Annotated in this window: 18 protein-coding genes; 4 read left to right on the top strand and 14 right to left on the bottom strand. The window is 72.9% G+C overall.

Annotation, left to right across the window (positions count from 1 at the left end; translation table 11 throughout):
* Positions 1–42 precede the first annotated feature (42 nt).
* The 12 genes from ACIG87_RS19350 to ACIG87_RS19405 form a co-directional block, all read right to left on the bottom strand.
* On the bottom strand, positions 43–735 hold the full coding sequence (locus ACIG87_RS19350) for a hypothetical protein (protein ID WP_396852019.1): 693 nt from the start codon (positions 733–735) through the stop codon (positions 43–45).
* Positions 735–1,700 (bottom strand): NAD-dependent epimerase/dehydratase family protein, encoded by a 966-nt coding sequence (locus tag ACIG87_RS19355; protein ID WP_396852020.1) that lies wholly within the window; start codon positions 1,698–1,700, stop codon positions 735–737. Before ACIG87_RS19355 ends, ACIG87_RS19350 begins: the two co-directional genes overlap by 1 nt.
* Positions 1,697–3,073 carry a nucleotide sugar dehydrogenase gene (locus ACIG87_RS19360; protein ID WP_396852022.1) on the bottom strand — a complete coding sequence of 459 codons (1,377 nt, stop codon included), beginning with the start codon at positions 3,071–3,073 and terminating at the stop codon, positions 1,697–1,699. Before ACIG87_RS19360 ends, ACIG87_RS19355 begins: the two co-directional genes overlap by 4 nt.
* Positions 3,074–3,120: 47 nt before the next feature.
* A complete protein-coding gene (locus ACIG87_RS19365; protein WP_396852024.1) occupies positions 3,121–4,017 on the bottom strand; it encodes an NAD-dependent epimerase/dehydratase family protein in 897 nt (298 codons plus the stop codon).
* Positions 4,014–4,838, bottom strand: a complete 825-nt coding sequence (locus tag ACIG87_RS19370; RefSeq protein ID WP_396852126.1) for a sugar phosphate nucleotidyltransferase — start codon at positions 4,836–4,838, stop codon at positions 4,014–4,016. The genes ACIG87_RS19365 and ACIG87_RS19370 overlap by 4 nt, the downstream gene beginning before the upstream one ends.
* A gap of 37 nt (positions 4,839–4,875) precedes the next feature.
* Complete coding sequence (locus ACIG87_RS19375; protein WP_396852025.1) at positions 4,876–6,408, bottom strand: hypothetical protein; 1,533 nt, start codon at positions 6,406–6,408, stop codon at positions 4,876–4,878.
* Positions 6,408–8,207 (bottom strand): GT4 family glycosyltransferase PelF, encoded by a 1,800-nt coding sequence (gene pelF, locus ACIG87_RS19380; protein ID WP_396852026.1) that lies wholly within the window; start codon positions 8,205–8,207, stop codon positions 6,408–6,410. The genes ACIG87_RS19375 and pelF overlap by 1 nt, the downstream gene beginning before the upstream one ends.
* Positions 8,208–8,253: 46 nt before the next feature.
* Positions 8,254–10,389, bottom strand: coding sequence for a hypothetical protein (locus ACIG87_RS19385; protein ID WP_396852028.1), 2,136 nt, complete (start codon positions 10,387–10,389; stop codon positions 8,254–8,256).
* A 261-nt stretch (positions 10,390–10,650) separates the two neighbouring features.
* Positions 10,651–10,830: a hypothetical protein gene (locus tag ACIG87_RS19390; RefSeq protein WP_396852029.1), complete on the bottom strand. Its 180-nt coding sequence runs from the start codon at positions 10,828–10,830 to the stop codon at positions 10,651–10,653.
* A gap of 584 nt (positions 10,831–11,414) precedes the next feature.
* Positions 11,415–12,608, bottom strand: coding sequence for an MFS transporter (locus ACIG87_RS19395; RefSeq protein WP_396852031.1), 1,194 nt, complete (start codon positions 12,606–12,608; stop codon positions 11,415–11,417).
* Positions 12,609–12,741: 133 nt separating this feature from the next.
* Complete coding sequence (locus ACIG87_RS19400) at positions 12,742–13,359, bottom strand: DUF3515 family protein (protein ID WP_396852128.1); 618 nt, start codon at positions 13,357–13,359, stop codon at positions 12,742–12,744.
* A gap of 153 nt (positions 13,360–13,512) precedes the next feature.
* Positions 13,513–13,746 (bottom strand): Lrp/AsnC ligand binding domain-containing protein, encoded by a 234-nt coding sequence (locus tag ACIG87_RS19405; RefSeq protein ID WP_067305404.1) that lies wholly within the window; start codon positions 13,744–13,746, stop codon positions 13,513–13,515.
* A 122-nt stretch (positions 13,747–13,868) separates the two neighbouring features.
* On the opposite strand from ACIG87_RS19405, the gene ACIG87_RS19410 reads away from it, so the two are divergent.
* Together ACIG87_RS19410 and ACIG87_RS19415 are read left to right on the top strand one after the other, a co-directional pair.
* Positions 13,869–14,807, top strand: a complete 939-nt coding sequence (locus ACIG87_RS19410; protein ID WP_396852033.1) for a thiamine-phosphate kinase — start codon at positions 13,869–13,871, stop codon at positions 14,805–14,807.
* A 22-nt stretch (positions 14,808–14,829) separates the two neighbouring features.
* Entirely contained in the window at positions 14,830–15,291 is a 462-nt protein-coding gene (locus ACIG87_RS19415; protein WP_396852034.1) for a GNAT family N-acetyltransferase, read from the top strand.
* Positions 15,292–15,457: 166 nt separating this feature from the next.
* Here the strand turns inward: ACIG87_RS19415 and rpmB are convergent, their stop codons facing one another.
* The gene (gene rpmB, locus ACIG87_RS19420) at positions 15,458–15,649 is read right to left on the bottom strand and encodes a 50S ribosomal protein L28 (RefSeq protein WP_007456456.1); all 192 of its coding nucleotides are present in this window, start codon (positions 15,647–15,649) and stop codon (positions 15,458–15,460) included.
* A 285-nt stretch (positions 15,650–15,934) separates the two neighbouring features.
* Here rpmB and ACIG87_RS19425 point away from each other — a divergent pair, with 285 nt between their 5' ends.
* Together ACIG87_RS19425 and recG are read left to right on the top strand one after the other, a co-directional pair.
* Positions 15,935–17,551, top strand: a complete 1,617-nt coding sequence (locus tag ACIG87_RS19425; RefSeq protein ID WP_396852035.1) for a DAK2 domain-containing protein — start codon at positions 15,935–15,937, stop codon at positions 17,549–17,551.
* Entirely contained in the window at positions 17,548–19,752 is a 2,205-nt protein-coding gene (gene recG / locus ACIG87_RS19430) for an ATP-dependent DNA helicase RecG (RefSeq protein WP_396852036.1), read from the top strand. The genes ACIG87_RS19425 and recG overlap by 4 nt, the downstream gene beginning before the upstream one ends.
* A 132-nt stretch (positions 19,753–19,884) precedes the next feature.
* On the opposite strand, the gene ACIG87_RS19435 is transcribed toward recG, so the two are convergent.
* Positions 19,885–21,171 carry a hypothetical protein gene (locus ACIG87_RS19435; RefSeq protein ID WP_396852037.1) on the bottom strand — a complete coding sequence of 429 codons (1,287 nt, stop codon included), beginning with the start codon at positions 21,169–21,171 and terminating at the stop codon, positions 19,885–19,887.
* Positions 21,172–21,235 lie beyond the last annotated feature (64 nt).

Here is a 21,235-nt window from a genome sequence, read left to right on the forward strand (position 1 = left end):
CCCGGCCCGGCCCCGGCGGGGCGGGTGCGCGGGGTGGGGTGGTCAGGTCCGGGACAGGGCGCGGTCGCTGACCGAGGACTGGAGCCCGAACTGGCGGGCCCGGCGCTCGGCGAAATCGGTGAGCCCCTGGCTGTCGGCGTAGTCGAGGCTGTAGAGGTCCAGCTCCAGCTGGAGCAGTTGCTCGGCGATCTGGGCGTGGAACTCCAGCACGTCGGGCGGCCACGGGGCGTAGCCCTCGTCGGTCCACCGGGCCGAGAACGACTCGAAGACGATCCCGTCGACGATCTCGGCCAGCCGGGGCAGCATGCCGAACCCCCGGTTGGCCAGCAGGTACGCCGGCTCAGCCTCCTCCCGTACGGCGGCGACCAGGGTGAGCAGGTGCGGCACGTCCTCGGGGAAGGTCAGCTCGACGTTGAGCGTGTCCAGGAAGAGCCCCGCGAAACCCTGCGCCATCGCCTGCTTCGCCTGCCCGACCACGTGCGCCACCCAGAGTGGATGGTCGACGTGGACGAACGCGCCGCCCCAGTCCGGGTTGCGTTCCTGGCGCTGCCAGGGCGCGGGCGGCCCCTGGTCCTCCGACAGCGACAGGTAGCCGAGCGTCTGCACGTCCTGCTCCGCGAGGTAGCGCAGCTCGGCGGGCCGGTAGAAGTCCGGTTGCAGGACGACCCGGACGTACCCGGCGAGGTCGGGCAGGCGTCCCTCGCCGTAGTAGAAGCAGATGGGACGTCGGCTCACTACGTCCACCCGTGCTCCCGGTACCAGGCGAACGTGCTGCGTACGCCCTCTTCCAGGCTGACGCTCGGTTCGTAACCCGTCAGCTCCCGCAGCCGGGACAGGTCCGGGCAGCGGCGGGCGACCGATCCCGGCGGCGCGGTCTCGGGTGCGATGGCGGGGCTCACCCCGGCCACCCGCAGGACCAGCTTGGCCAGGTCGCCGATGTTGGTCTCCTCCCGGTCGTTGCCGATGTGCACGATCTGACCGGCGGCGGCCGGGGCGGCCATCAGCCGCAGCATCGCCTCGACCGCGTCGTCGACGTGGCAGAACGCCCGGTACTGGTCGGCGCCGGGGACCGGGAACGGGTCGGCCCCCCGCAGGGCGCGCAGGGACATCTCCGGGATGACGTGGTCGGCGCCCATCCGTGGGCCGTACACGTTGTGGAAGCGGCCCACCACGGTCTCGAAGCCGCGCGCCCGAGCCGTGTGCAGGAAGGCGGCCTCGCCGAGCAGCTTGCTGGCCGCGTACGCGAAGCGGGGCGCCGTGATGTCGGAGATCATCGTCGGCACCGTCTCGGCCGACGGCACCGGCACCACCCCGGCCGTCACGCCCCCGGCGTAGACCTCGCTGGTGGAGGCGAAGAAGACCCGCTCACCCGGGGCCACCCAGTCGAGCAGGTGCATTGCGGACAGGGTGTTGACCCGGACCACCCGGGCCGGGTCCTGCTCCACGTTACGGACGCCGACGACGGCGGCGAGCAGGTAGATCTGGTCCCAGCCGGTCGGCAGGGCGGCCCAGGTGTCCGGGCTGGTCAGATCGCCGGAAACCACCTGCACGGCCGGATCGCCGCGCAGCAGGTCGAGGTCGGCGTCGTCGCGCCCCCGGGAGAAGTCGTCCACGATCGTCACCTGGTGACCGTCGGCGACGAGGCGGCGGGCCAGGTGCAGGCCGATGAAGCCGGCCCCGCCGAGCAGGAGAGCCCTCATGCCGACACCGCCTCGGCGGTCGACGCGCCCGTACCGGCCGGGTCGACGGCTGACGTGTCCGTACCGGCCGGGTCGGGGGCGGGCGGCAGGTAGCCGAGTCCGGCGTAGCGGACCCCGGCGGCCATCACCGCGTCGCCGTCGAGCACCCGCCACGAGTCGTAGACGAAAGCCGGCGGCGTCGCGCCGAGCACCTCCGGGACCCGCAACGCCCGGTAGTCCGGGTGGTCGTTGATGATCAGCACGGCGTCCGCGTCGGTGAACGCCTTGTCCAGGCTGACCGGCTCGCCACCGTACTGGCGGATCACGTCGTCGGTGACCATCGGGTCGTGGCCGAGGACGGTGATGCCGGCGGCGGAGAAGACCCGCATCATCGGTTCGATCGGAGTGCCGCGCATGTCGTCGGTGGCCGGCCAGCCCTTGTACGCCCAGCCGAGCACCGCCAGGCGTGCGCCGAGGCTGCGCCCGCGCGCCTCGACCAGCATCCGGACCACGGTCTCACCGACGTGGATCGGCAGGTACTCGTTGAGCTGGCGGGCCTTGCCGACGAGGAACGGCCGGCGGTCGCCGGCGCTGTCGATCATGATGTACGGGTCCTTGGAGAGGCAGCCGCCGCCCACGTACCCGGGCTTGGCGAGGTCCGGGCGCGGGTAGTCGACGTTCGTCGCCCTGATCACCTCCAGCGGATCGAGGCCGTGCCGCTCGGCGATCAGCGCGATCTCGTTGCCGAAGGCGTAGATCAGGTCGGTGTGGCAGTTGTTCGACAACTTCACCAGCTCGGCGGTCTCCAGCCCGGAGACCGGGACGACGGTACGCACCAGCCCGTTGAAGAACTCGATCCCGGCGGCCAGACTCTCGGCGTCCAGGCCGCCGACCACCTGCGGCAGCTCGACGAGTTCCCGTAGCGCCTGGCCCTGGATGGTCCGCTCCGGTGCCATCACCAGCCGGACCTGTTCGCCCCAGGCGGCCTGCAGCTCCGGCAGCACCACCCGGCGGCTGGTGCCGACCGGCACCGTGCTGCGGACCACCACGAGGGTGTCCGGGCGGCAGCTGGCGGCCACCACCCGGGCCGCGGCGGCCAGGTTCGCCAGGTTGGGACGCTGGGTCATGTTGTCGACCGGCGTCGACACGCTGATCACCGCCACGTCGACGGTGTCCTTCGGCAGGTCGGCGCCGACGTGGATGCTCGTGCCGAGGTGGGCGGCGAAGACGTCCTCGATGCCGGGCTCGAAGATGTGCGGGCGGCCGTGCGAGAGCGCGTCCAGCACCGCTGGCGACACGTCCGCGCCGTACACCGTGAAGCCCTTGTCGGCGAGGGCGGCGGTGAGGGTGAGCCCCACGTAGCCCAGGCCCACGACCCCGATCTTCGTACTCATCTGCGGTGTCCTCTCGTGTTGCGGGTGTGTCGTGATGGGGGTGCGGGTCACCGCACCGCCCCGTCGGCCCAGATGTCCTTGATCGACGTCGCCAGGTCACGCAGCGGGGCCCAGCCCAGCTCGTGACCGGCCCGGCCGATGTCGGCCTGGATCCAGTCGACCGCCAGCGAGCGCTGCGGCCCGACGCCGGCCTCGCGGATCCGGCCGCCGTAGCCTGCCGCGTCGGCCAGCAGTTCGACCGCCTGCCGCGCGGTGACGGCCCGGCCGCTGCCCGCGTTGACGACCCGGTGGCGCAGCTCGGGCGCGAGGGCCGCCGCGACGATCAGCGCGGCGAGGTCCCGCACGTCGACGAAGTCCCGGTACGCCGACAGCGGCCCCAGGGTGATCTCCGTGGCCCCGTCGGCCAACGCGGCCCGGATCCGCGCCGCGGCCCGACCGAGCAGGTTCTCCTGCGACATGCCGGGACCGATGGGGTTGAAGACCCGCAGCGAGACCGCGTCGACCTGCCCGGCCTCCCCGGCGAGCTGGAACAGCCGGGTGCCGGCCAGATGGCTGACGCCGTACGCGCTGACTGGTCGGGCGGGGGCCTCCTCGGTGACCGGGACGCGGTCCGGCACCGGCCCGTACTCGCCGGCCGAGCCGAGCCGGACCAGTCGGGCCTGCGGCGCCGCGTCGGCGGTCGCCTCCAGCAGTTTCGCCGCGACCGTCGTGTTCGCCGTGACCAGTTGCGCGGCGGAGCCGGTGAGGGCGCCCACGCAGTTGACCACCGCGTCCGGGGCGACCTCGCGCAGCAGCGCCGCGAGCGCTGCCGGTTCGCCGTCGAGCAGGTCGAAGGTCGCCCGCCCCGGGCAGATCACCTCGGTCACCCGAGGGTCCGCCGCCAGGGCGTCGCGGGCGTGCCCGCCGATGAACCCGGACGACCCGAAGAGCAGTACCCGCGTCACGTCAGCTCCCCGGCCCGCACGACGCCCGGCAGGTCCGCGACGCCTGGCAGGTCCGCGACGGCCAACGGCTCGGCGGTGGCCGCCGCCCCGTCACCGACGGCCACCTCCACCGGCCTCGGCCGGGTGGGCAGCAGGATCGGCTTGAGCTGGGGGAACGAGCGGTTGGCCTCGTCGTAGTCCTCCGGTCGGCCGATGTCCAGCCAGAACCCGTCGAACGGGTACGTCATCGGCGGGTCGCCGCCCGCGAGCAGGTCCAGCACCAGCTGGTCGAAGCCGAGGGCCAACCCGGCCGGATAGGGGTCGAGCGTCCGGCGCGACATCCCGTAGACACCCATGCTGACCGGGTAGCGCAGCGCCGGCTTCTCCCGGAACCCGACGACCCGCCCGGCGTCGACGTCGAGCACGCCGAAGTCGATCCGGTGCACCCGTTCGGAGGTCGCCAGGGTCAGCCCGGCCCCGGAGAGCTGATGGCTGCGCAGCAGGTCGCCGTAGTCCAGGTCGGTGAGGACGTCCCCGTTCATCACCAGGAACTCGTCGGGCAGCCGGTCCTTCAGGCCGAACAGCGGACCGACCGTGGACAGTGGCCGGTCCTCCTCGATGTAGTCGATGGCGAGGCCCCACCGGTTGCCGTCCCCGACGAACGCCCGGATCAGCGGGCCGAGGTGGTTGATCGCCAGGGTCACCGAGGTGAACCCGCGCGAGGCGAGCTGGTCGAGCACGATCTGCAGGATCGAGTGGCTGTCCCCGATCGGCATCAGGGGTTTCGGCAGCGTCGTCGTGTACGGCCGCAACCGCACCCCTTTGCCACCGGCAAGGATCACCGCGTGCAACCGGACCTCCCCATAGGTCTCGCGTGGACTATCGGTAGTGCCGAACCTGCCCGATCACCGGAGCCAGACCGAGCGCGAACAGCGCCTGGAGCAGCAGCACGCTGCCCAGGTAGAGCGAGGTGTCGGCGACCGGATCGCCGCCCTGCCCGAGCAGCGGGGCGACACCGAGCAGCGCGCCGAGGCCGACGTGCAGCACGATCACGACCGTCATGGACAGACACAGCCAGCCGTACCGGCCCCGGCCGACCAGCAGGAAGGCCAGGTAGTACGCGCCGGCGAGGGCCACGTGCGCGGCCGTCATCACCACCCCGGCGGCCGAGAGCAGACCCGCGTAGGCGAGCCCGGCGAGCAGCACCGCCCCCAGCACCGCCGGCACCGAGAGGCAGGCCGCGACCTCCCGGCCGATCGTGCGCCAGACCCCGGCGACGAATCCGCTCGGCACCCGGGCCCGTCGGGACAGCGCGACCGCGCTCGCCCAGAACCGGCTGGTCCGCCACTCCACGAACCCCATGGACAGAATCAGCGGGACCGCCGCCGCCGCGACGTCCAACTGACCCAGCAGGTACGGCGCCTGCGCGTGGAAGAGCAGCGTCGCCGAGCAGAGCCCGTAGCCGACGACGCCGAGCAGCGCGGGCCACGGCGGCCAGAGCGGATCCCGGGGCGTCGGCTCCTCGACCCGGGCGGCCGAACGGGTGGCCCAGAGCCCGGCGGCGAGGGTGGCCAGCACGCCGAGGGCCGCCGCGCCCACCGCCCAGCGCCGCTGTGCCACGCCACCGGAGACCAGGAAGATCGCACCGAACAGCAGGGCCGGGAGCATGGCCGCGGCCAGCCACCACTCACGCCGGTAGAAGAGCAGCAGCGTGCTCGCCAGCTGGTACGTCAACTGGAAGACCATCATCGCGGCGAGCGGCACCCCGCCGTACGGCAGCATCGCGACGCCGGCCGCCACGCCGAGCAGGGGAGCGGTCAGCGCGGCGAGCCGCAGGACCCGGCTCGCCGAGCGGGGCCGGCCGAGGCCGAGCAGGCGGAACGCCGAGTAGGCGACCACGCCCGAGTAGATCCAGCCGACCGTCCCGGCGAGGATCATCCCGAGCACCAGGCCCGGTCGCCCGACCACCGCCAGCACGGCCGGGAACGCGGCGCTGGGCAGCACGTACAGCAGACCGTGCGAGATCGTCCGCAGGTCCCCACGACGGCCGGGGCCGGTCGTCGGCGCGGTGGGCGTCCGGTCGTCGCCCGGCGGGATCGGCCCCATCCGCCGGAACACCTCCGCGGCGAGGACGAAGACGTCGCGGTAGCCGTACTCGACCTGGGCGGTCCGGTCGGTGTGCCCGTCGGCCTCGAGGGCGGCGGCGACCTGGAGCGCGTCCACCGCCCGGGTCAGCTGGGGCCGGACCCGCTCGACCAGGTCGTCGACCGGGTCGGTGGAGATCCGGGGCAGCAGGATCGTGCGCTCGGGCCCGTCCGCCCGGTCGTCGGCGCGCGGCCCCGCCTCGGTGGTCATCGTGGCGGTGGGCCGGAACAGCGGGTCGGTGACCTCCGGGTCGCTGGCGTCGGTCATCAACGACCGCCGGTGGGGCGCAGGATGCCGACCGTCGGCTCGTCGTCCGGGTGCGTCCCGGCAGGAAGCGGCAGCGGATCCCCGGCCGAGTTCGGGTCGTGGCGGGTCGGGTACGCGGCGGACGAGTACTGCTCGGGCCCACGCTGGCGGGGCACCCGGGCGACGACGGGCGTCACCTCGGGCCCGGCGGCGACTGGCGTGAGGTCGGGACCGGCGGCGACGGGCGTCAGGTCGGGCCGGGCGGCCACGGACGCCACCCCGGGCCGGATCGTCCGGTTCGGAACCCGGACCCAGCCCTGCGCCTGACCGCGCAGGTGCTTCGGCGCGGGGGACGCCGTCCGGGGCGCGGCGAGGCCCTCGTAGATGTCGCGGTACGCCTGCAACGAGCGTTGCAGGGTGAACCTCTCCAGCACCCGGGCGCGGGCGTTCGCGCCGAGCCGCAGCCGCAGCTCCCGGTCGTTCAGCATCCGTACGCAGGCGTCGGCGATCGCGGCGACGTCACGCGGCGCGACGACGAAGCCGGTGTCGCCGACCGCCTCGGCGACACCACCGACGTTGGTGCACACGGTCGGCCGGCCGCACGCCATCGCCTCCACCACCGTGTAGGGGAAGCCCTCGGAGATGCTGGTGAGCGCGACCAGGTTGCCGGCGTGGTACGCCTCGACGGCATTGCCGACCCGACCCTCCAGGACGGCCTGCCCGGTCAACCCGAGTTCCTCGATCAGCGCCAGGCAGCTCTCGTGGTAGACCTTGTTGGCGGCCGGCGTGCCGCCGAAGATGCGCAGCCGGGCGTTCGGGATCTCCACGCGGACCAGCGCGAACGCCCGGATCAGGGTGTGCAGGTCCTTGAGCGGGTCGATCCGGCCCATGAACGAGATGGTCGGCACGTCCGGCTCGCCGGCCGCGGGCGGAAACTCGTCCGGGTCGACGCCGTTGTACATCGTCCACATCCGCTCGGGGTCGGCGCCGTTGTGCAGCTGCCACCGCCGGTTGTACTGCGAGTGCGGCGCGAGCGCGCCGGTGATCAGGTAGGCCGCGCCGGCGAGCGAGCGGAAGAAGCTGAGCACCAGCACCCGGACCGGGTGCGGCGCGTCGTCGTGCAGATAGGAGATGTAGCGTTCGCGCAGGTAGATGCCGTGCTCCGAGAGCACCAGCGGGGTGCCGTACGTCCAGGTCGCCGCCATGCCGACGAGGGTGGCGAGACCGTTCATCGACGAGTGCACGATGTCGGCGCGTACCGGCGGCGCGCTCAACGGTCGCAGCATGTGCGAGATGAGCCAGGCCGCCTCCAGCGCGTCGGCGACGGTGGGCGCGGGCCCGGTCTCCTCGACCCGCAGGGTGTGCCAGGCCTCCAGCATCATCCGCAGCGCCTCGTTGGAGAGCAGACCCGCGCCCAGGTCGCCGCCGCCGGCGGCGTACTCGAACATGCCGCGCAGGGCGAGCAGGAAGGTGCTCCGGTTGACCGCGCCGGCCTGGGAGCGGGTCGACTCCAGGGGGGTGACCAGCGCCCGCAGGAACACCTCGTAGGACTCGATGAACTCCGCGCCGGGTCGCCCGGACGGGACCAGCGCACCCCGCCGGGGGCGGCGGCCTGCCGGCCGGCCGCCCCACAACGGGATCGAGTGCACTCGGTCGAGGTTCGCCGGCCGCTCGAACACCGGTTCCTCGCTGCCGTCCACGGTGAGCGCCACGACCTCCCACCGGTAGTCCGGCATCCCCCGGATGAGCTGCTCGCACCAGATGCTCACCCCACCCATCGCGTACGGGTAGGTGCCCTCCGAGACCAGCGCGATCCTCACCGATTGCCCCCGTTCGCCTTCGTCTATCTGAGCCCGCTGCCCGGCCCTACGGGCGGGGAGCGGCGTCGAACGTCACGGCGGTGTTCGCCGCCAGCGTCACCGGCACGGTGACGTCGGTGCCGTAGCTGGTGGCACCCGTGGTGGCCGCGGTCACGCCCCCGAGTTGGAGCGAGCCGGCGGCCGGCGAGGTCACCGTGATCTCACCGGTGGTCCGGTCGTAGACCGCCGACGCCCCGGCGCTGAGCGCGGCGAAGTGGGCGTTGCGCGCCTTGGCGTAGGCGGAGATGCCGGTCCACGCCGTGTTCAGCAGCGGCACCGAGTAGTAGGAGCTGTACTTGGTCAGCACCGCCCCGACCCAGTCGGTGATCAGGCTGTTGCCCGAGCCGTAGTCCCGCACGTTGGCGATGTGGAACGTGTGCGCGTAGATCGAGCCGGACGACACGTGCTGCAGCCCCACCGTGGCCTCGTACTCCAGGACCTGGGCGTAGGTCCGGTCGGTGGGCCAGTAGGGGAACTGGCCGTTCGGGCCGTAGAAGGAGTTGTAGAAGTGCGCTTCCTCGGCCTGGTTGGTGGTGTGGTAGGCGATGTTCGTCGGCCAGCACGGCACCACCGCGATGCTCGGGTCCAGCGGGTGCGCGGTGGACCCGTTGAAGTTCGCCGGAACGTGGCCGGCGAACGACATGTTGCCGGCCACCGTGTCGACGCCGAGATCGGCCGCCGCCTCGATCAGGTCCGGGTTGGACGCGGCGAGGCCGTAGTCGGTGAGCACACCGCTGGGGTTGTTGTAGACACCGAGGCCGGAGTACTCGGGAGTCTTCAGCACGCTGTTCGGGGCGTTCAGCCCGATCGCGGTCCCCGCGGTCCGGTTCTCGGCGATCTCTTCGTGGTTGGTGGCGTAGTCCGTCGTGTTCAGCGCGGGGTGGCTGTACGTGTGGTTGATCCACCGGAAGTTGTTCTTCAGGCACTTCGAGGTGGCGGTCAGGGTGTTGGCGTCCCCGTTCGGGCTGCACGTGTCGCCAGCGAACGGGTCGATCTGGGCCCCGTTGTAGGGGATGTTGAAGGTGAAGCCGGACGCCAGCGGGTGCGCGGTGCGCAGCGCGGTCTGCTTCGCGTCGAGGTTGACCGCGTCGTGCCCGGTGAGGTGGTAGCCGGGGGTGTACTCGACGGTGCCGTCCTCCTTGTAGTGGGCCGAGACGGCGAACCAGTCGTCGATGTCGACGTTCAGGTGGTGCTTCTGCTCACCGAGGAACAGGCCCTTGGACGCCCACCGGAACAGGCCGTAGACCAGCAGGTCCGCGTGGAGCAGGTACTGGTTCGCGGTGAAGGTCAGCGCGACCCGCTCCCGGCCGTCGGTCGAGGTGGTGCGTACGGCCAGCACGTCGGAGCCGTTGGTCATCAGGGCCTCGGCGTTGCACCCGGACCTGATCGAGGTGCGGTAGACGTACGACTGCGTCACCGGGATCTGGGCGGCGCTGTTGAGGTAGTCGAAGATCGCCGCGCCGGTGCTGGTCAGCGAGACGGGCAGGGGCGTGTCGCCGACCGCGCCCTCGCCGGCGGAGTCGAGGCAGTAGTCCTCCGGCCAGGTGCCGTAGCTGGTGTAGAGGGCGACCTGTCGCACCTGGAAGTTGCGCTCGTAGGCCCAGAGGGTGTTCCACTCCGTGCTGGTCAGGCCGCTGAGGTAGCTACCGCCCGACTCGTAGAGCTGCATGCTGTTGGTGAGGAGGATCGCGTTGTACTTGCCGACCCCGTTGGCGTCGGCGAGCGTGCTCGCCGAGAGCGTCTGGGTGGTGGTGTAGAGGATGTCGTAGCTCGCGCCGACCCGGTTGAGGGTGGTGGTGAGCGTGGCGACACCGAAGTCCGCCGGGTCGGTGGCCAGGATCAGCGCCCGGAGCGCGACCTTGTCGTTGATCGCCTGGGTGCCCGCGCCGCCGCTGCGGGCGCTCGACTTGGGCTCGGTGACCTTGACGGTGCCGGATCTGGTCGGCAGCGGGCCGGGGCGGGCCTCCTTCTTGCTCGCGACCTGACCGAGCCCGGGGGCGCTCGGCGGTTGGGCCAGCGCGTTCGGCGCGGTCGGCGGCTGGGCGAGGCCCGGAGCCTGGGTGCCGAGGACGACCGTGAGCGCGGTCAGCCCGGCGAGGGCGAGTCGTTTCGCGCGACGGGGCGCAGGTCCGGTGGGGACCATGTGGTGACCTCCGATGAGGAGATGAACAATGCCGCGATCCTGTATGGACGGCGGGTCGCCATCGAAGGCTAGCAATTGTTCGTTCGGATTCCGGGCCTGATCCTGTCGCAAGTAGAGCATTGACGCAAGCATGGCCGGATGTTAGTGCCGCACTCACGAAAGCAACTTTCGGTAGCGTGCTTTTGGCGGCTCTTGATGGCGAGTTCTCCCGGTGTCCGGCGTGCTGACGTGCTCTTTTTCGGAGGTGCCGAAACATGTCATTCACGTTTGCTTCACAGGGGCGTAGCCGATGGCGGCCAGAATGAGGTCGTCGGTGGGGTGCGGATCGGTGGGCGCATCGGCCGTTCGCTTCGCGTGGTGCAATTGCCGTGCCGTAAGTATGACCGATCGGTCCATGCTGTCCGGCTGATCAGTCGAACGCCGAACCATCCCTTTGGTCATCCGGCGTTGGATATTGGCGGACCAGGGTGTCCGAAGGGCGGAGCTCTCTGGTGTTTCCGCAGTTGGGAGCCCCAGCTGATCCGTGCTGGCCGGAAATCCTGTGCGTCTCCTGTGGTGCGATCTCCTGATCGACCGCGAATGGCGGAGAACGCCGCGGTGACCGCTGGATCGACAAGTGTCGCCGTCCGCTGTTCCTGGCTCCAGGAATTGCTCATTCCCACCCGTTGGAACCTGTCGCTTTTCCGTCAATCAGGCTCTTGGCGAAACCGTTCCTGGTAGGTCGACCGGTCTGCTGGAACTTCCGTGGTCTGCAAATGAATGAATCGATGTTCATGGCTTTCCTGTTGCCCGGCGGGGTGACTCGGCAGGCACCGAACCCGATAGCCACCAGCGCGGTCCGATCAGCAGATCGACGGAGGTGGTTCGTCTCCCCGCCGACCCCGCACTCTCCGACGTCGGCGGCTTTCTCGCGAACACCCGCCGGCAGCGGGCCGGCGCGGCGAACCGCGTCGGCCCGCTGGGCGGGCCTCGGTGCCGTCGGGTGGACCGGCACCGACGGGATCATGTGACCGGCAGCGACGGGATCACGGCCGCTGTCGGTCGGGTGTCGTGGCCAGCAGGAGCGTCGAACCGGCCGCGAAGACGGCCGCGCCGGCGAAGACCAGGCCCGGTGACGCGTACGCCAGCGACCACCCGAACGCCACGCTGGCCGCGACCGGCACCACGGTCTCCGCGGCGGCCCCGATCCCGGTCAGTGCCCCCTGTACGGTGCCCTGCTCGTCGGCCCGGACAGCCCGCGAGATCCACGACTGCGCGGCGGCACCGCCGACCGAGGCGAGCACGCCGACCGCCTGGAGCAGGTAGAGCATCCAGGGCACGGTCACGACCGCCGTACCTGCCAACGCGGCGACGGCGAGCAGGCTGCCGAGCACTGCGGCAGGCTTGTCGCCGAGCCGGCGGACGACCGGCCCGACCGCCCTGGCCTGGAAGACCGCCCCGGCGAGCGCGCCCGCCGCCAGCACGGCCCCGATCTGCGCGGTGCCCCAGGCGAACTGGTGGGTGAGGAAGAACGTCCAGGTCGACTGGTGGGTCATCCGGGCGACGTCGGCGCAGAGGCGGGCGTACGCGAGCCGCCCGAGCACCGGCCGGCGTAGGACGACGGCGATGGCGCTGACCGGGTTCGTCGTCCGCAGGGTCAACGGGGTGGTCCGGTCGCCGGGCCGGGACTCGGGCAGGACGAACCAGCCGTAGCCGACGTTGGCGAAGGAGAGCGCGGCGGCGGCGAGGAACAGCAGGCGTACGTCGACGCCGCCGAGCAGGCCGCCGATGGTCGGGCCGGCGACGAAGCCGAGCCCGAACGCGGCACCGACCAGCCCGTACGCGCGGGCCCGCGCCTCGGGTGCCGTGACGTCCGCGAGGTACGCGTTGACCACGGTGTACGTACCCGCGCAGGCGCCGGCGAGCGCGTGGAACAGCAGCAGCGTCCACGGGGTGGGGGAGGCCGCGTGGGCCAGCCAGTCGACGCCGAGGCAGCTCAGCGAGACCAGCAGGACCGGCCGCCGGCCGTACCGGTCGGAGAGCCGGCCGAGCAGCGGCGAGACGACGAACTGCAGCAGGCCGTAGACCGAGCCGAGCAGGCCGGACCAGCGGACAGCGGCGGCGGCGTCCTCGGTGACGGTGGTCAGCAGGGCCGGCATGATCGGCACGATCAGGCCGAGCCCGAGCATGTCCAGGAAGACGGTGACGAGGAGGAAGGAGAGGGCGGGTGCCCGGCGCATCGAGGCTCCTGGGTGGTGAGAGGGCAGGGCCCCCTCGCCACCCACGGTCAGCCGCGGGTACGGAGGATCAGATTATCGGTGCCGTCAAAGGGTTTTCTGCCGTCGCACCCGTGGCCGGGCTGCTGCCGGACCGTCAGCCCCGGCAGCCGGACGGGCTGTCGCCGCCGGACGGTACGGCGCTGACCACCGCGTCGGAGATCGGGGAGAGCCACTGCAACGGCGCCTCGTAGGCCCGCGGCACCGTCACCGTGACCGCGGTCTCCCGGTCGAGCGTGGTGAGCACGGTGGCGTCCGACGTCTCGGCGGCGTACCAGCAGACCCGGTTGACCGTCCACAGGTCGGCGGTGGCCTCGACGGTCGGCTCGGGGCCGCCGCAGGCGACGGTCAGCGCCGGGTCGCCGTACGCGGCATTCTGCTCGGGGCCGGCGGTCACCGGACGCTGGGCGAGTTCCCGGACGGTGGCCGGCAGTTGGGACACCAGCGCCCGGCAGACCACACCGGGCCGCTCGGCCAGCGCCGGGGCGGCCATCTCGACCGGGGTGCTGGACTGGGGGCGGAGGCTGGTGGACGACGGGCTCGGCGCGGCGGCCGGCACGTCCGGGGACAGCTTGGCAAGGATGAAGCCGGCCACGGCCACCGTCACCGGAACGGCGACCAGGGTGGCGAGCAGCGCCGCCCGCCGGGTCGACCGGTCCCCACCGGCCCGTCGACCGTCGGCCGACCCCACGGCGGCCTCGGACGGATCGGCCACCGGCGAAGCGGCGACCTCGGACGGGTCTTCGACCGGGGCGGCGGCGGACCCCTCGGTCGCACCGGCTGCCGGGGCGGCGGACGCCCCGGTCACCGGGTCGATGGCGGGCACGGAGGCGGCCGGGGTTGCTGGGGAGGGAGTCTTGTCGTCCACTTACAGGCGCACCACCGAACACGTGAGGGTGCGGGTGATGCCGGGCACCATCTGCACGTTGCTGACGATGAGTTTGCCGAGTTCGTCGACCGTGTTCGCCTCGGTGAGGACGACCACGTCGTACGGCCCGGTGACGGCGTCGACGCGTACCACGCCGGTAAGGTCCGCGATCAGACCGGCCACGTCCCGCGCCCGGCCCACCTCGGTCTGGATGAGGATGTACGCCTGTACCACGACTCGACCTCCGTCCGTCGCCGCCCAGGGGCGGCCCGAAGGGTGAAAATACCCTACGGAGCAGGCGTGATCCCTATCGGTGGCCGAGGGTAAGCAGCGAGCGAGCGCGTCGGAAGGAAAACATGGGTGTCGCGGACGTCGGCGAGTTCGGCCTCATCGACCGGGTGACCGCCCGGCTGACCCACGGATCGGCCTGCCTGCTCGGGCCGGGTGACGACGCCGCCGTGGTGGCCGCCCCCGACCGGCGGGTGGTCGCCTCCACCGACGTGCTGGTCGAGGGGCGGCACTTCCGGCGGGACTGGTCGAGCGCGCGGGACGTCGGGCACCGGGCGGCGGCGGCCAACCTCGCCGACATCGCCGCGATGGGCGCCACCCCCACCGCCCTGCTGGTGGCCCTCTGCCTCCCCGCCGATCTGGACACCGCCTGGGCGGAGGAGCTGGCCGACGGGCTGGCCGCCGAGGCGGCGCTGGTCGACGCGGGAGTGGTCGGCGGGGACATGTCCGCCAGCCCGACCCTGACCATCGCGGTGACCGCCCTCGGCGACCTGGGCGGCCGACCGCCGGTGGTCCGTTCCGGTGCCCGGTCGGGCGACGTGGTGGCGCTCGCCGGCCGGACCGGCTGGGCCGCCGCCGGGCTGACCGTGCTCTCCCGGGGCTTCCGGACACCACGGGTGCTGGTCGAGGCGTACCGGCGGCCGGAGGTGCCCTACCCGGCCGGGCCGGACGCCGCCCTGGCCGGCGCCACCGCCATGATCGACGTCTCGGACGGGTTGCTGGCCGATCTGGGTCACCTGGCGAAGGCCAGCGGTGTCGGTGTCGACCTGCGCCGGGACGCCTTCGAGGTGCCCCCGCAGATGCGCGACGCCGCCCGGGCGCTCGGCGTCGACCCGTACACCTGGATTCTGGCCGGTGGCGACGACCACGCCCTGGTCGCCACCTTCCCCCCGGCGGTCGCCCTGCCGGAGTCGTGGCGGGCGGTGGGCCGGGTGGTCGAGGGGGCCGGGGTGACCGTCGACGGTGACGCGTACGACGGACCGCCCGGCTGGGACCACTTCCGGTAAGGGGTGGTCGTACCCTTCACCCGTGAGTGAGATCGAGATCCGCCCGCTGGGCTTCGACTCGCCGGTGGCGCAGACGCTGATCCGGGCGACCCTGGCCGACCTGGGCAGCCGGTACGGCGGCGGAGGCGACGAGACCCCCGTCGACCCGATCGAGTTCGTGCCGCCGCACGGCGACTTCCTCGTCGCCCGCCTCGACGGCGAGCCGGTCGGCTGCGCGGGGTGGCGCAGCCACGGCGACGACAGCGCCGAACTGAAGCGGATGTACACCGTCCCGGCCGTCCGGGGGCGCGGGGTGGCCCGCGCGGTGCTCGCCGCCGTCGAGGACTCGGCCCGCCGGCACGGGCGCAAGCGGATCATCCTGGAGTGCGGCGACCGGCAACCCGAGGCGGTCGCCCTGTACACCTCGGCGGGGTACGAGCGGATTCCCAACTTCGGCTACTACGCCGACGCCCCCGGCTGCCTGTCGTTCGGCCGGGTGCTCTGACAGTCGCGCCCGCTTACCGACCCCTCGGCGAAGCCCGGTGTCCCGCGACCGTCCCGGGGCGGGCACGACGTCGGTCAGCCACCGGGTACGGGGACACGACAGTACCGGCGGGCCGTGACGGCCCGCCGGTACCGGTGAAGCTGGAGCAGTGGAGGGTGTTACCGGGTCAGGCGCGGGTGACCTTGCCAGCCTTGATGCACGAGGTGCAGACCTGGAGCTTCTTGGTGTTGCCGCCACCGGCCGGGGTACGCACCGACTGGATGTTCGGGTTCCAGCGGCGGTTGGTCCGCCGGTGCGAGTGGGACACGTTGTGGCCGAAGCCCGGCCCCTTGCCACAGACGTCGCACACGCTAGCCACGGGATACTCCTGAGATTGATACGTTCATGAGGTCGCCGGCAGGCGCTGCCCGGACAACCTGGCCAGGTTACCCGATGGACCCGGGGCCGGACCAACCGGCCCGCTGCGGTGTGCTGCGGTGTGCGGCCGGTCACCGCCCACCCGCCCCTGCCGACCGGGCCGGTCACCGTCCGGGTCGCCCGTGCCGACCGGGCCGCGCACCGGTCCGGGGCGTCGGGTCGACCGGTGCGGGGACACGCCGGCCGACCCCGGCGGGTGTCGGCCGCCGCCAGTAGGCTTCTGGCCGTGCTGGAGACCCTCGACGCCGCCGCGGTACGCCGCTGGTGCGCGAGCGGCCTCACCGCGCTGCGGCGGCACCAGGGCGAGATCGACGACCTCAACGTCTACCCCGTCCCCGACGGGGACACCGGCACCAATCTCGTGCTCACCCTCACCTCGGCCCAGCAGGCGCTGGCGATGGACCTCGGCACCCTGCCGGAGGACGGCGTCACCGCGCACGGGCACGCGTTGCGGCTGATGGCCCGGGGTGCGCTGCTCGGCGCCCGGGGCAACTCCGGGGTGATCCTCTCGCAGATCCTGCGCGGCCTCGCCGACACGCTCGGTGACGTGCCCACCGTCGCCGGCCGGGCGCTTGCCGGCGCGCTGCGCGACGCCACCACCACCGCCTACGCCGCGGTGGCCCGGCCGGTGGAGGGCACGGTGCTCAGCGTGATCGCCGCCGCCGCGACCGCCGCCGAGCAGGCCGACAGCGACGACCTGCGTACGGTGGCGCGGGCCGCCGCGGGGGAGGCCGCCCGCGCGCTGGCCCGTACCCCCGAGCAACTGCCCGCGCTGGCCCACGCCGGCGTGGTCGACGCCGGCGGCCGGGGGCTCTGCCTGCTGCTCGACGCGCTGGTCGAGGTGATCACGGGGGAGACCCCGCCCCGGCCGACGCCGGTGACCCGCACGGTGCGTCCGCCGCTGACCGCCGTCCGGGAGACCGGCTCCACCGAGTACGCCTACGAGGTGCAGTTCCTGCTCGACGCCCCGCACGAGGCGGTGACCCGGATGCGCGCCGAACTGGCCGCGCTGGGCGACTCGCTGGTGGTGGTCGGCGACGGCGGCTCACCCGCCACGTCCACCACCTGGAACGTCCACGTCCACGTCAACGACGTCGGGGCGGCCGTCGAGGCCGGGGTGACCGCCGGTCGGCCGTACCGGATCTCGGTGACCCGGTTCGCCGAGCAGGCCGCGTCGGCCCCCGGGCCCGCCGACAGCCGGGCGGCCGTGGTGGTCGCGGCCGGCGTGGGCATCGCCGAGCTGCTGGGCGGCGAGGGGGCGACCGTGGTGCCGGGCAACCCGTCCACCGGTGAGCTGCTGGACGCGATCCGGGCCACCGCCGCCGCCCGGGTGGTGCTGCTCCCCAACGACCCGAACACCCAGGCCGTGGCGCACGCCGCCGCCCAGGAGGCGCACCGGCTCGGGGTGAAGGTGAGCGTGGTGCCGACCCGCTCGCCGGTGCAGGCGCTGGCGGCGCTCGCCGTCCGGGATCCGCAGCGCCGGTTCTCCGACGACGTCATCGCGATGGCCGAGGCCGCCGGCGCCTGCCGGTACGCCGAGGTGTGTCACGCCAGCCGGGAGGCGCTGACCGTCGCCGGCCCGTGCCGTCCGGGTGACGTGCTGGCCCTGGTCGAGGGGGAGGTGCACCTGATCGGCAGCGACCTGGTCGACACCTGTGCCGCCGTGGTCGACCAGATGCTCGGCGGCGGCGGCGAGCTGGTCACCCTGCTCACCGGCGCGGACGCCCCGGCCGGCCTCGCCGAGGCGGTCCGGGCGCACGTGGGTCGGCGCTGGCCCTTCGTCGAGGTGCAGGCGTACCCGGGTGGACAACCGCACTATCCGCTCCTGGTGGGGGTCGAATGACGACGTCCGAGCCGGCCACGGTGGACACCGCGTTGAAGAAGCTGGTCGGGGAGAAGACCGCGAAGGCGCTCGCCGGTCACCTCGGCCTGCACACCGCCGGTGACCTGATGTACCACTTCCCGCGCCGCTACGACGAGCGCGGCGAGCACACCGACATCCGCTCGTTGGACGTCGGTGAGCAGGTCACCGTGCTGGCCCAGGTGCAGCGCACCGCCGTACGGCCGATGCGGCAGCGCCGGGGCAACCTGCTGGAGGTGACCGTCGGCGACGGTTCCGGCGGGACGTTGACGTTGACCTTCTTCGGCAACCAGGCGTGGCGGGAGCGGGAGCTGCGCCCCGGCCGGTGGGGGCTCTTCGCCGGCAAGGTCACCGAGTTCCGGGGCAAGCGGCAACTCAACGGCCCCGAGTACGTCCTGCTCGGCGAGGGCGGCGAGGGTGAGGTGGCGGCGTCCGAGGAGGTCGAGGAGTTCGCCGGTGCGCTGATCCCGGTCTACCCGGCTGCCGCGGCCGTGCCGACCTGGGTGATCGCCCGCTGCGTACGGGTGGTGCTGGACACCGTCACCCCGCCGGACGATCCGCTGCCGGCGCAGCTGCGGGTCGGCCGGAAGCTGGTCGGCATCGACACCGCGCTGCGCGAGATCCACCGGCCGTCCAGCAAGGAGGAGCTGTACCGGGCCCGTCGCCGGCTCAAGTGGGACGAGGCGTTCGCCGTGCAGCTGACCCTGGTGCAGCGCAAGCTGCGGGCGGCGTCCTGGCCGGCCAAGCCGCGCCCGGCGAAGGCGGGCGGCCTGCTCGACGCGTTCGACGCCCGGCTGCCCTACGAGCTGACCCCCGGGCAGCGCGACGTCGGCGTCGAGATCGCCGCCGACCTGGCCACTCCGCATCCGATGCACCGGTTGTTGCAGGGTGAGGTCGGTTCCGGCAAGACGGTGGTCGCGCTGCGGGCGATGCTCCAGGTCGTCGACGCGGGCGGCCAGGCAGCGCTGCTCGCCCCGACCGAGGTGCTCGCCGCCCAGCACCACCGGGGCATGCTCGACCTGCTCGGCCCGCTCGCCCAGGCCGGTGAGCTGGGCGCGGCCAACGACGCGACCCGGGTGGAGCTGGTCACCGGCTCGCTGGGCGCGGCGGCCCGACGGCGGGCCCTGGCCGAGGTCGCGCAGGGACGGGCCGGCATCGTGCTCGGCACCCACGCCCTGCTCTACGAGGGGGTCGACTTCGCCGACCTTGGCCTGGTGGTGGTCGACGAGCAGCACCGTTTCGGGGTGGAGCAGCGCGACGCGCTGCGGTCCAAGGCCGACCAGCCGCCGCACGTGCTGGTGATGACCGCCACCCCGATCCCGCGCACGGTGGCGATGACCGTCTACGGCGACCTGGAGACGTCCACCCTGTCCCAGTTGCCGCAGGGCCGCTCGCCGATCGCCTCGCACGTGGTGCCGGCGGCGGAGAAGCCGGCCTTCCTGGACCGGGCCTGGCGTCGGCTGCGTGAGGAGGTCACCGCCGGCCACCAGGCGTACGTGGTCTGCCCGCGGATCGGGGAGGGGCCGGCAGGCGAGGAGGAGCCGCCCCGGGAGGACGACAACGGGCGACGCCCACCGCTGGCGGTGACCGAGGTGGCCCCGCTGCTCGCCGAGGGGCCGCTGCACGGGCTGCGGATCGCCGTCCTGCACGGCAAACTGCCCGCCGACGAGAAGGACGCGGTGATGCGGTCCTTCGCCGACGGCAAGCTGGACGTGCTGGTCGCCACCACGGTGGTGGAGGTCGGCGTGAACGTGCCCAACGCCACCGTGATGATCGTGCTGGACGCCGACCGGTTCGGTGTCTCGCAGCTGCACCAGCTCCGTGGCCGGGTCGGCCGGGGCTCGGCCGCCGGGCTCTGCCTGCTGGTGAGCGAGGCGGCCGAGGGCTCGTCGGCGCGCGAGCGGCTGGACGCGGTCGCCTCCACCACCGACGGGTTCAAGCTGGCCGAGCTGGATCTGGAGCAGCGTCGGGAGGGTGACGTGCTGGGGGCGACCCAGTCCGGCCGCCGTTCGCACCTGCGGCTGCTGTCCCTGCTGCGCGACGCCGACCTGATCCGGGACGCCCGCGCCGAGGCGCTCACCCTGGTCGAGGAGGACCCGGAGCTGGCGCGGCACCCCGCGCTGGCCGCCTCGGTCGCCGCCCTGGTCGACGAGGAGCGTGCGGAGTACCTGGAAAAGGGCTGATCCCCGCGCGGCCCGGTCGGTCGACGGGCCCGCGGGCCGTCCTCAGGTGCCGGGCGGTGAGCCCGCCGGGTGGGCCGGAACGACGGAGGCGCACGCCGACCACCGGTCGGCGTGCGCCTCGGGACGTACGGGTCAGACGGTGAAGCGGATCCGTCGGCGTCGGGCGATGACGAAGAGCACCGCGCCGGCCGCCAGCAGGGCGGCCGCGCCGGCCGCGATGGCACCGGCTGCCGCGCCGGTCACCGGGAGGCCGCCGTCCTGGCCACCGCCGCCACCGCCGCCGGCGGACGGGCAGTCCTTCGGCTGCTCCCACTTGAGCGGGCCGCCGGAGTCGAGGTCACCGGTGACGGTGACGGTGAGGCCCTTGCTGGCGGGGAAGGTGACCGTGCCGGTCCGGCCGGGCTCGACGGTGAGCTTCTTCGGCTCGCCCTTGCTGGGGGTGAAGACGGAGGTCAGCGGGGTCCCGTCCTCCGGGTTGCTGATCCGGAAGGTCATCTTTTCGCAGCTGGACTCGTAGCTGGCGTCGGGGGTGCCCACCTGGGGCTGCTGGCAGTCCTCGGGCTTCTGCCAGCCACCGGTGAAGTCCTTCATGCCGGGGGCGGCCACGGTGATCTCCTGGGCCTGCCCGGCGCTGAGCTTCCGGGTCTCGATCTTGCGCATCGGGACGGTCACCTTCTCGGTGAAGCCGCCGGTGCCGGTGATGGTGAAGGTCGCGGCGGCGTTGCCGCTGCGGTTGACCAGGGTCAGCTCGATGTTGCCGTCGCAGTCGGACTCGGCGATCACCTCGGGCGCCGCCGAGCAGGTGCCCGAGCCGCCGTTGTACCAGGCCTGTGGGCCGGTGGAGCGGGCACCGATGCCGGTGGGGCTGCCGACCTTACGGTCGCCGTACCGGTCGCTGGTGTCGGTCAGCGGGTCGATCAGCTTGCTGCCGAAGACGAAGTCGACCTGGGTGTAGCAGCTCGGCACCTCGACGACGAAGTCGAGGGTGGCCACGCCCAGCTCGCCCGGGGCCACCCCGGTGAACTTCTTGATCGACTTGTCGAGCACGTACTGCGGCACGGCGAACTTCGCCGACGGCGTCACGTACGACACCAGGGCCAGTTCCTGCTCCTCGCCACGGCAGAGCGGGCCGTTGGTCAGGGTGATCGAGGCCTTGCCCGCCGGACCGTCGAAGGTGTGCGTGTACCGCGCGTCGGCGGCGGCGACGCAGGTCGACGCGGGCGGCTCGTCCGACGGGGCGGTGGCCGTCGCGCTCGGCGTGGGGCTCGGCGTGGCGGTCGCACTCGCCGAGGGCGTCGGGGACGGCGAGGCATTGGTGGCGCTCGCCGGAGCGGTGCAGGCGAAGACCGTGGCCAGGCCGGCCACGGCGGCGGCGGTCACGGCGAGCGGTCGCCGGAGCGACAGCTGGGGACGGATCACGCGTACTCCCGGGGTAAAGGTGCGTCAGGGCGCGGCGGGGGTGGCGTTGCCGGGTCGCGGCGCG

The sequence above is a fragment of the Micromonospora sp. NPDC051925 genome, assembly GCF_044548625.1.
Taxonomy (GTDB): domain Bacteria; phylum Actinomycetota; class Actinomycetes; order Mycobacteriales; family Micromonosporaceae; genus Micromonospora.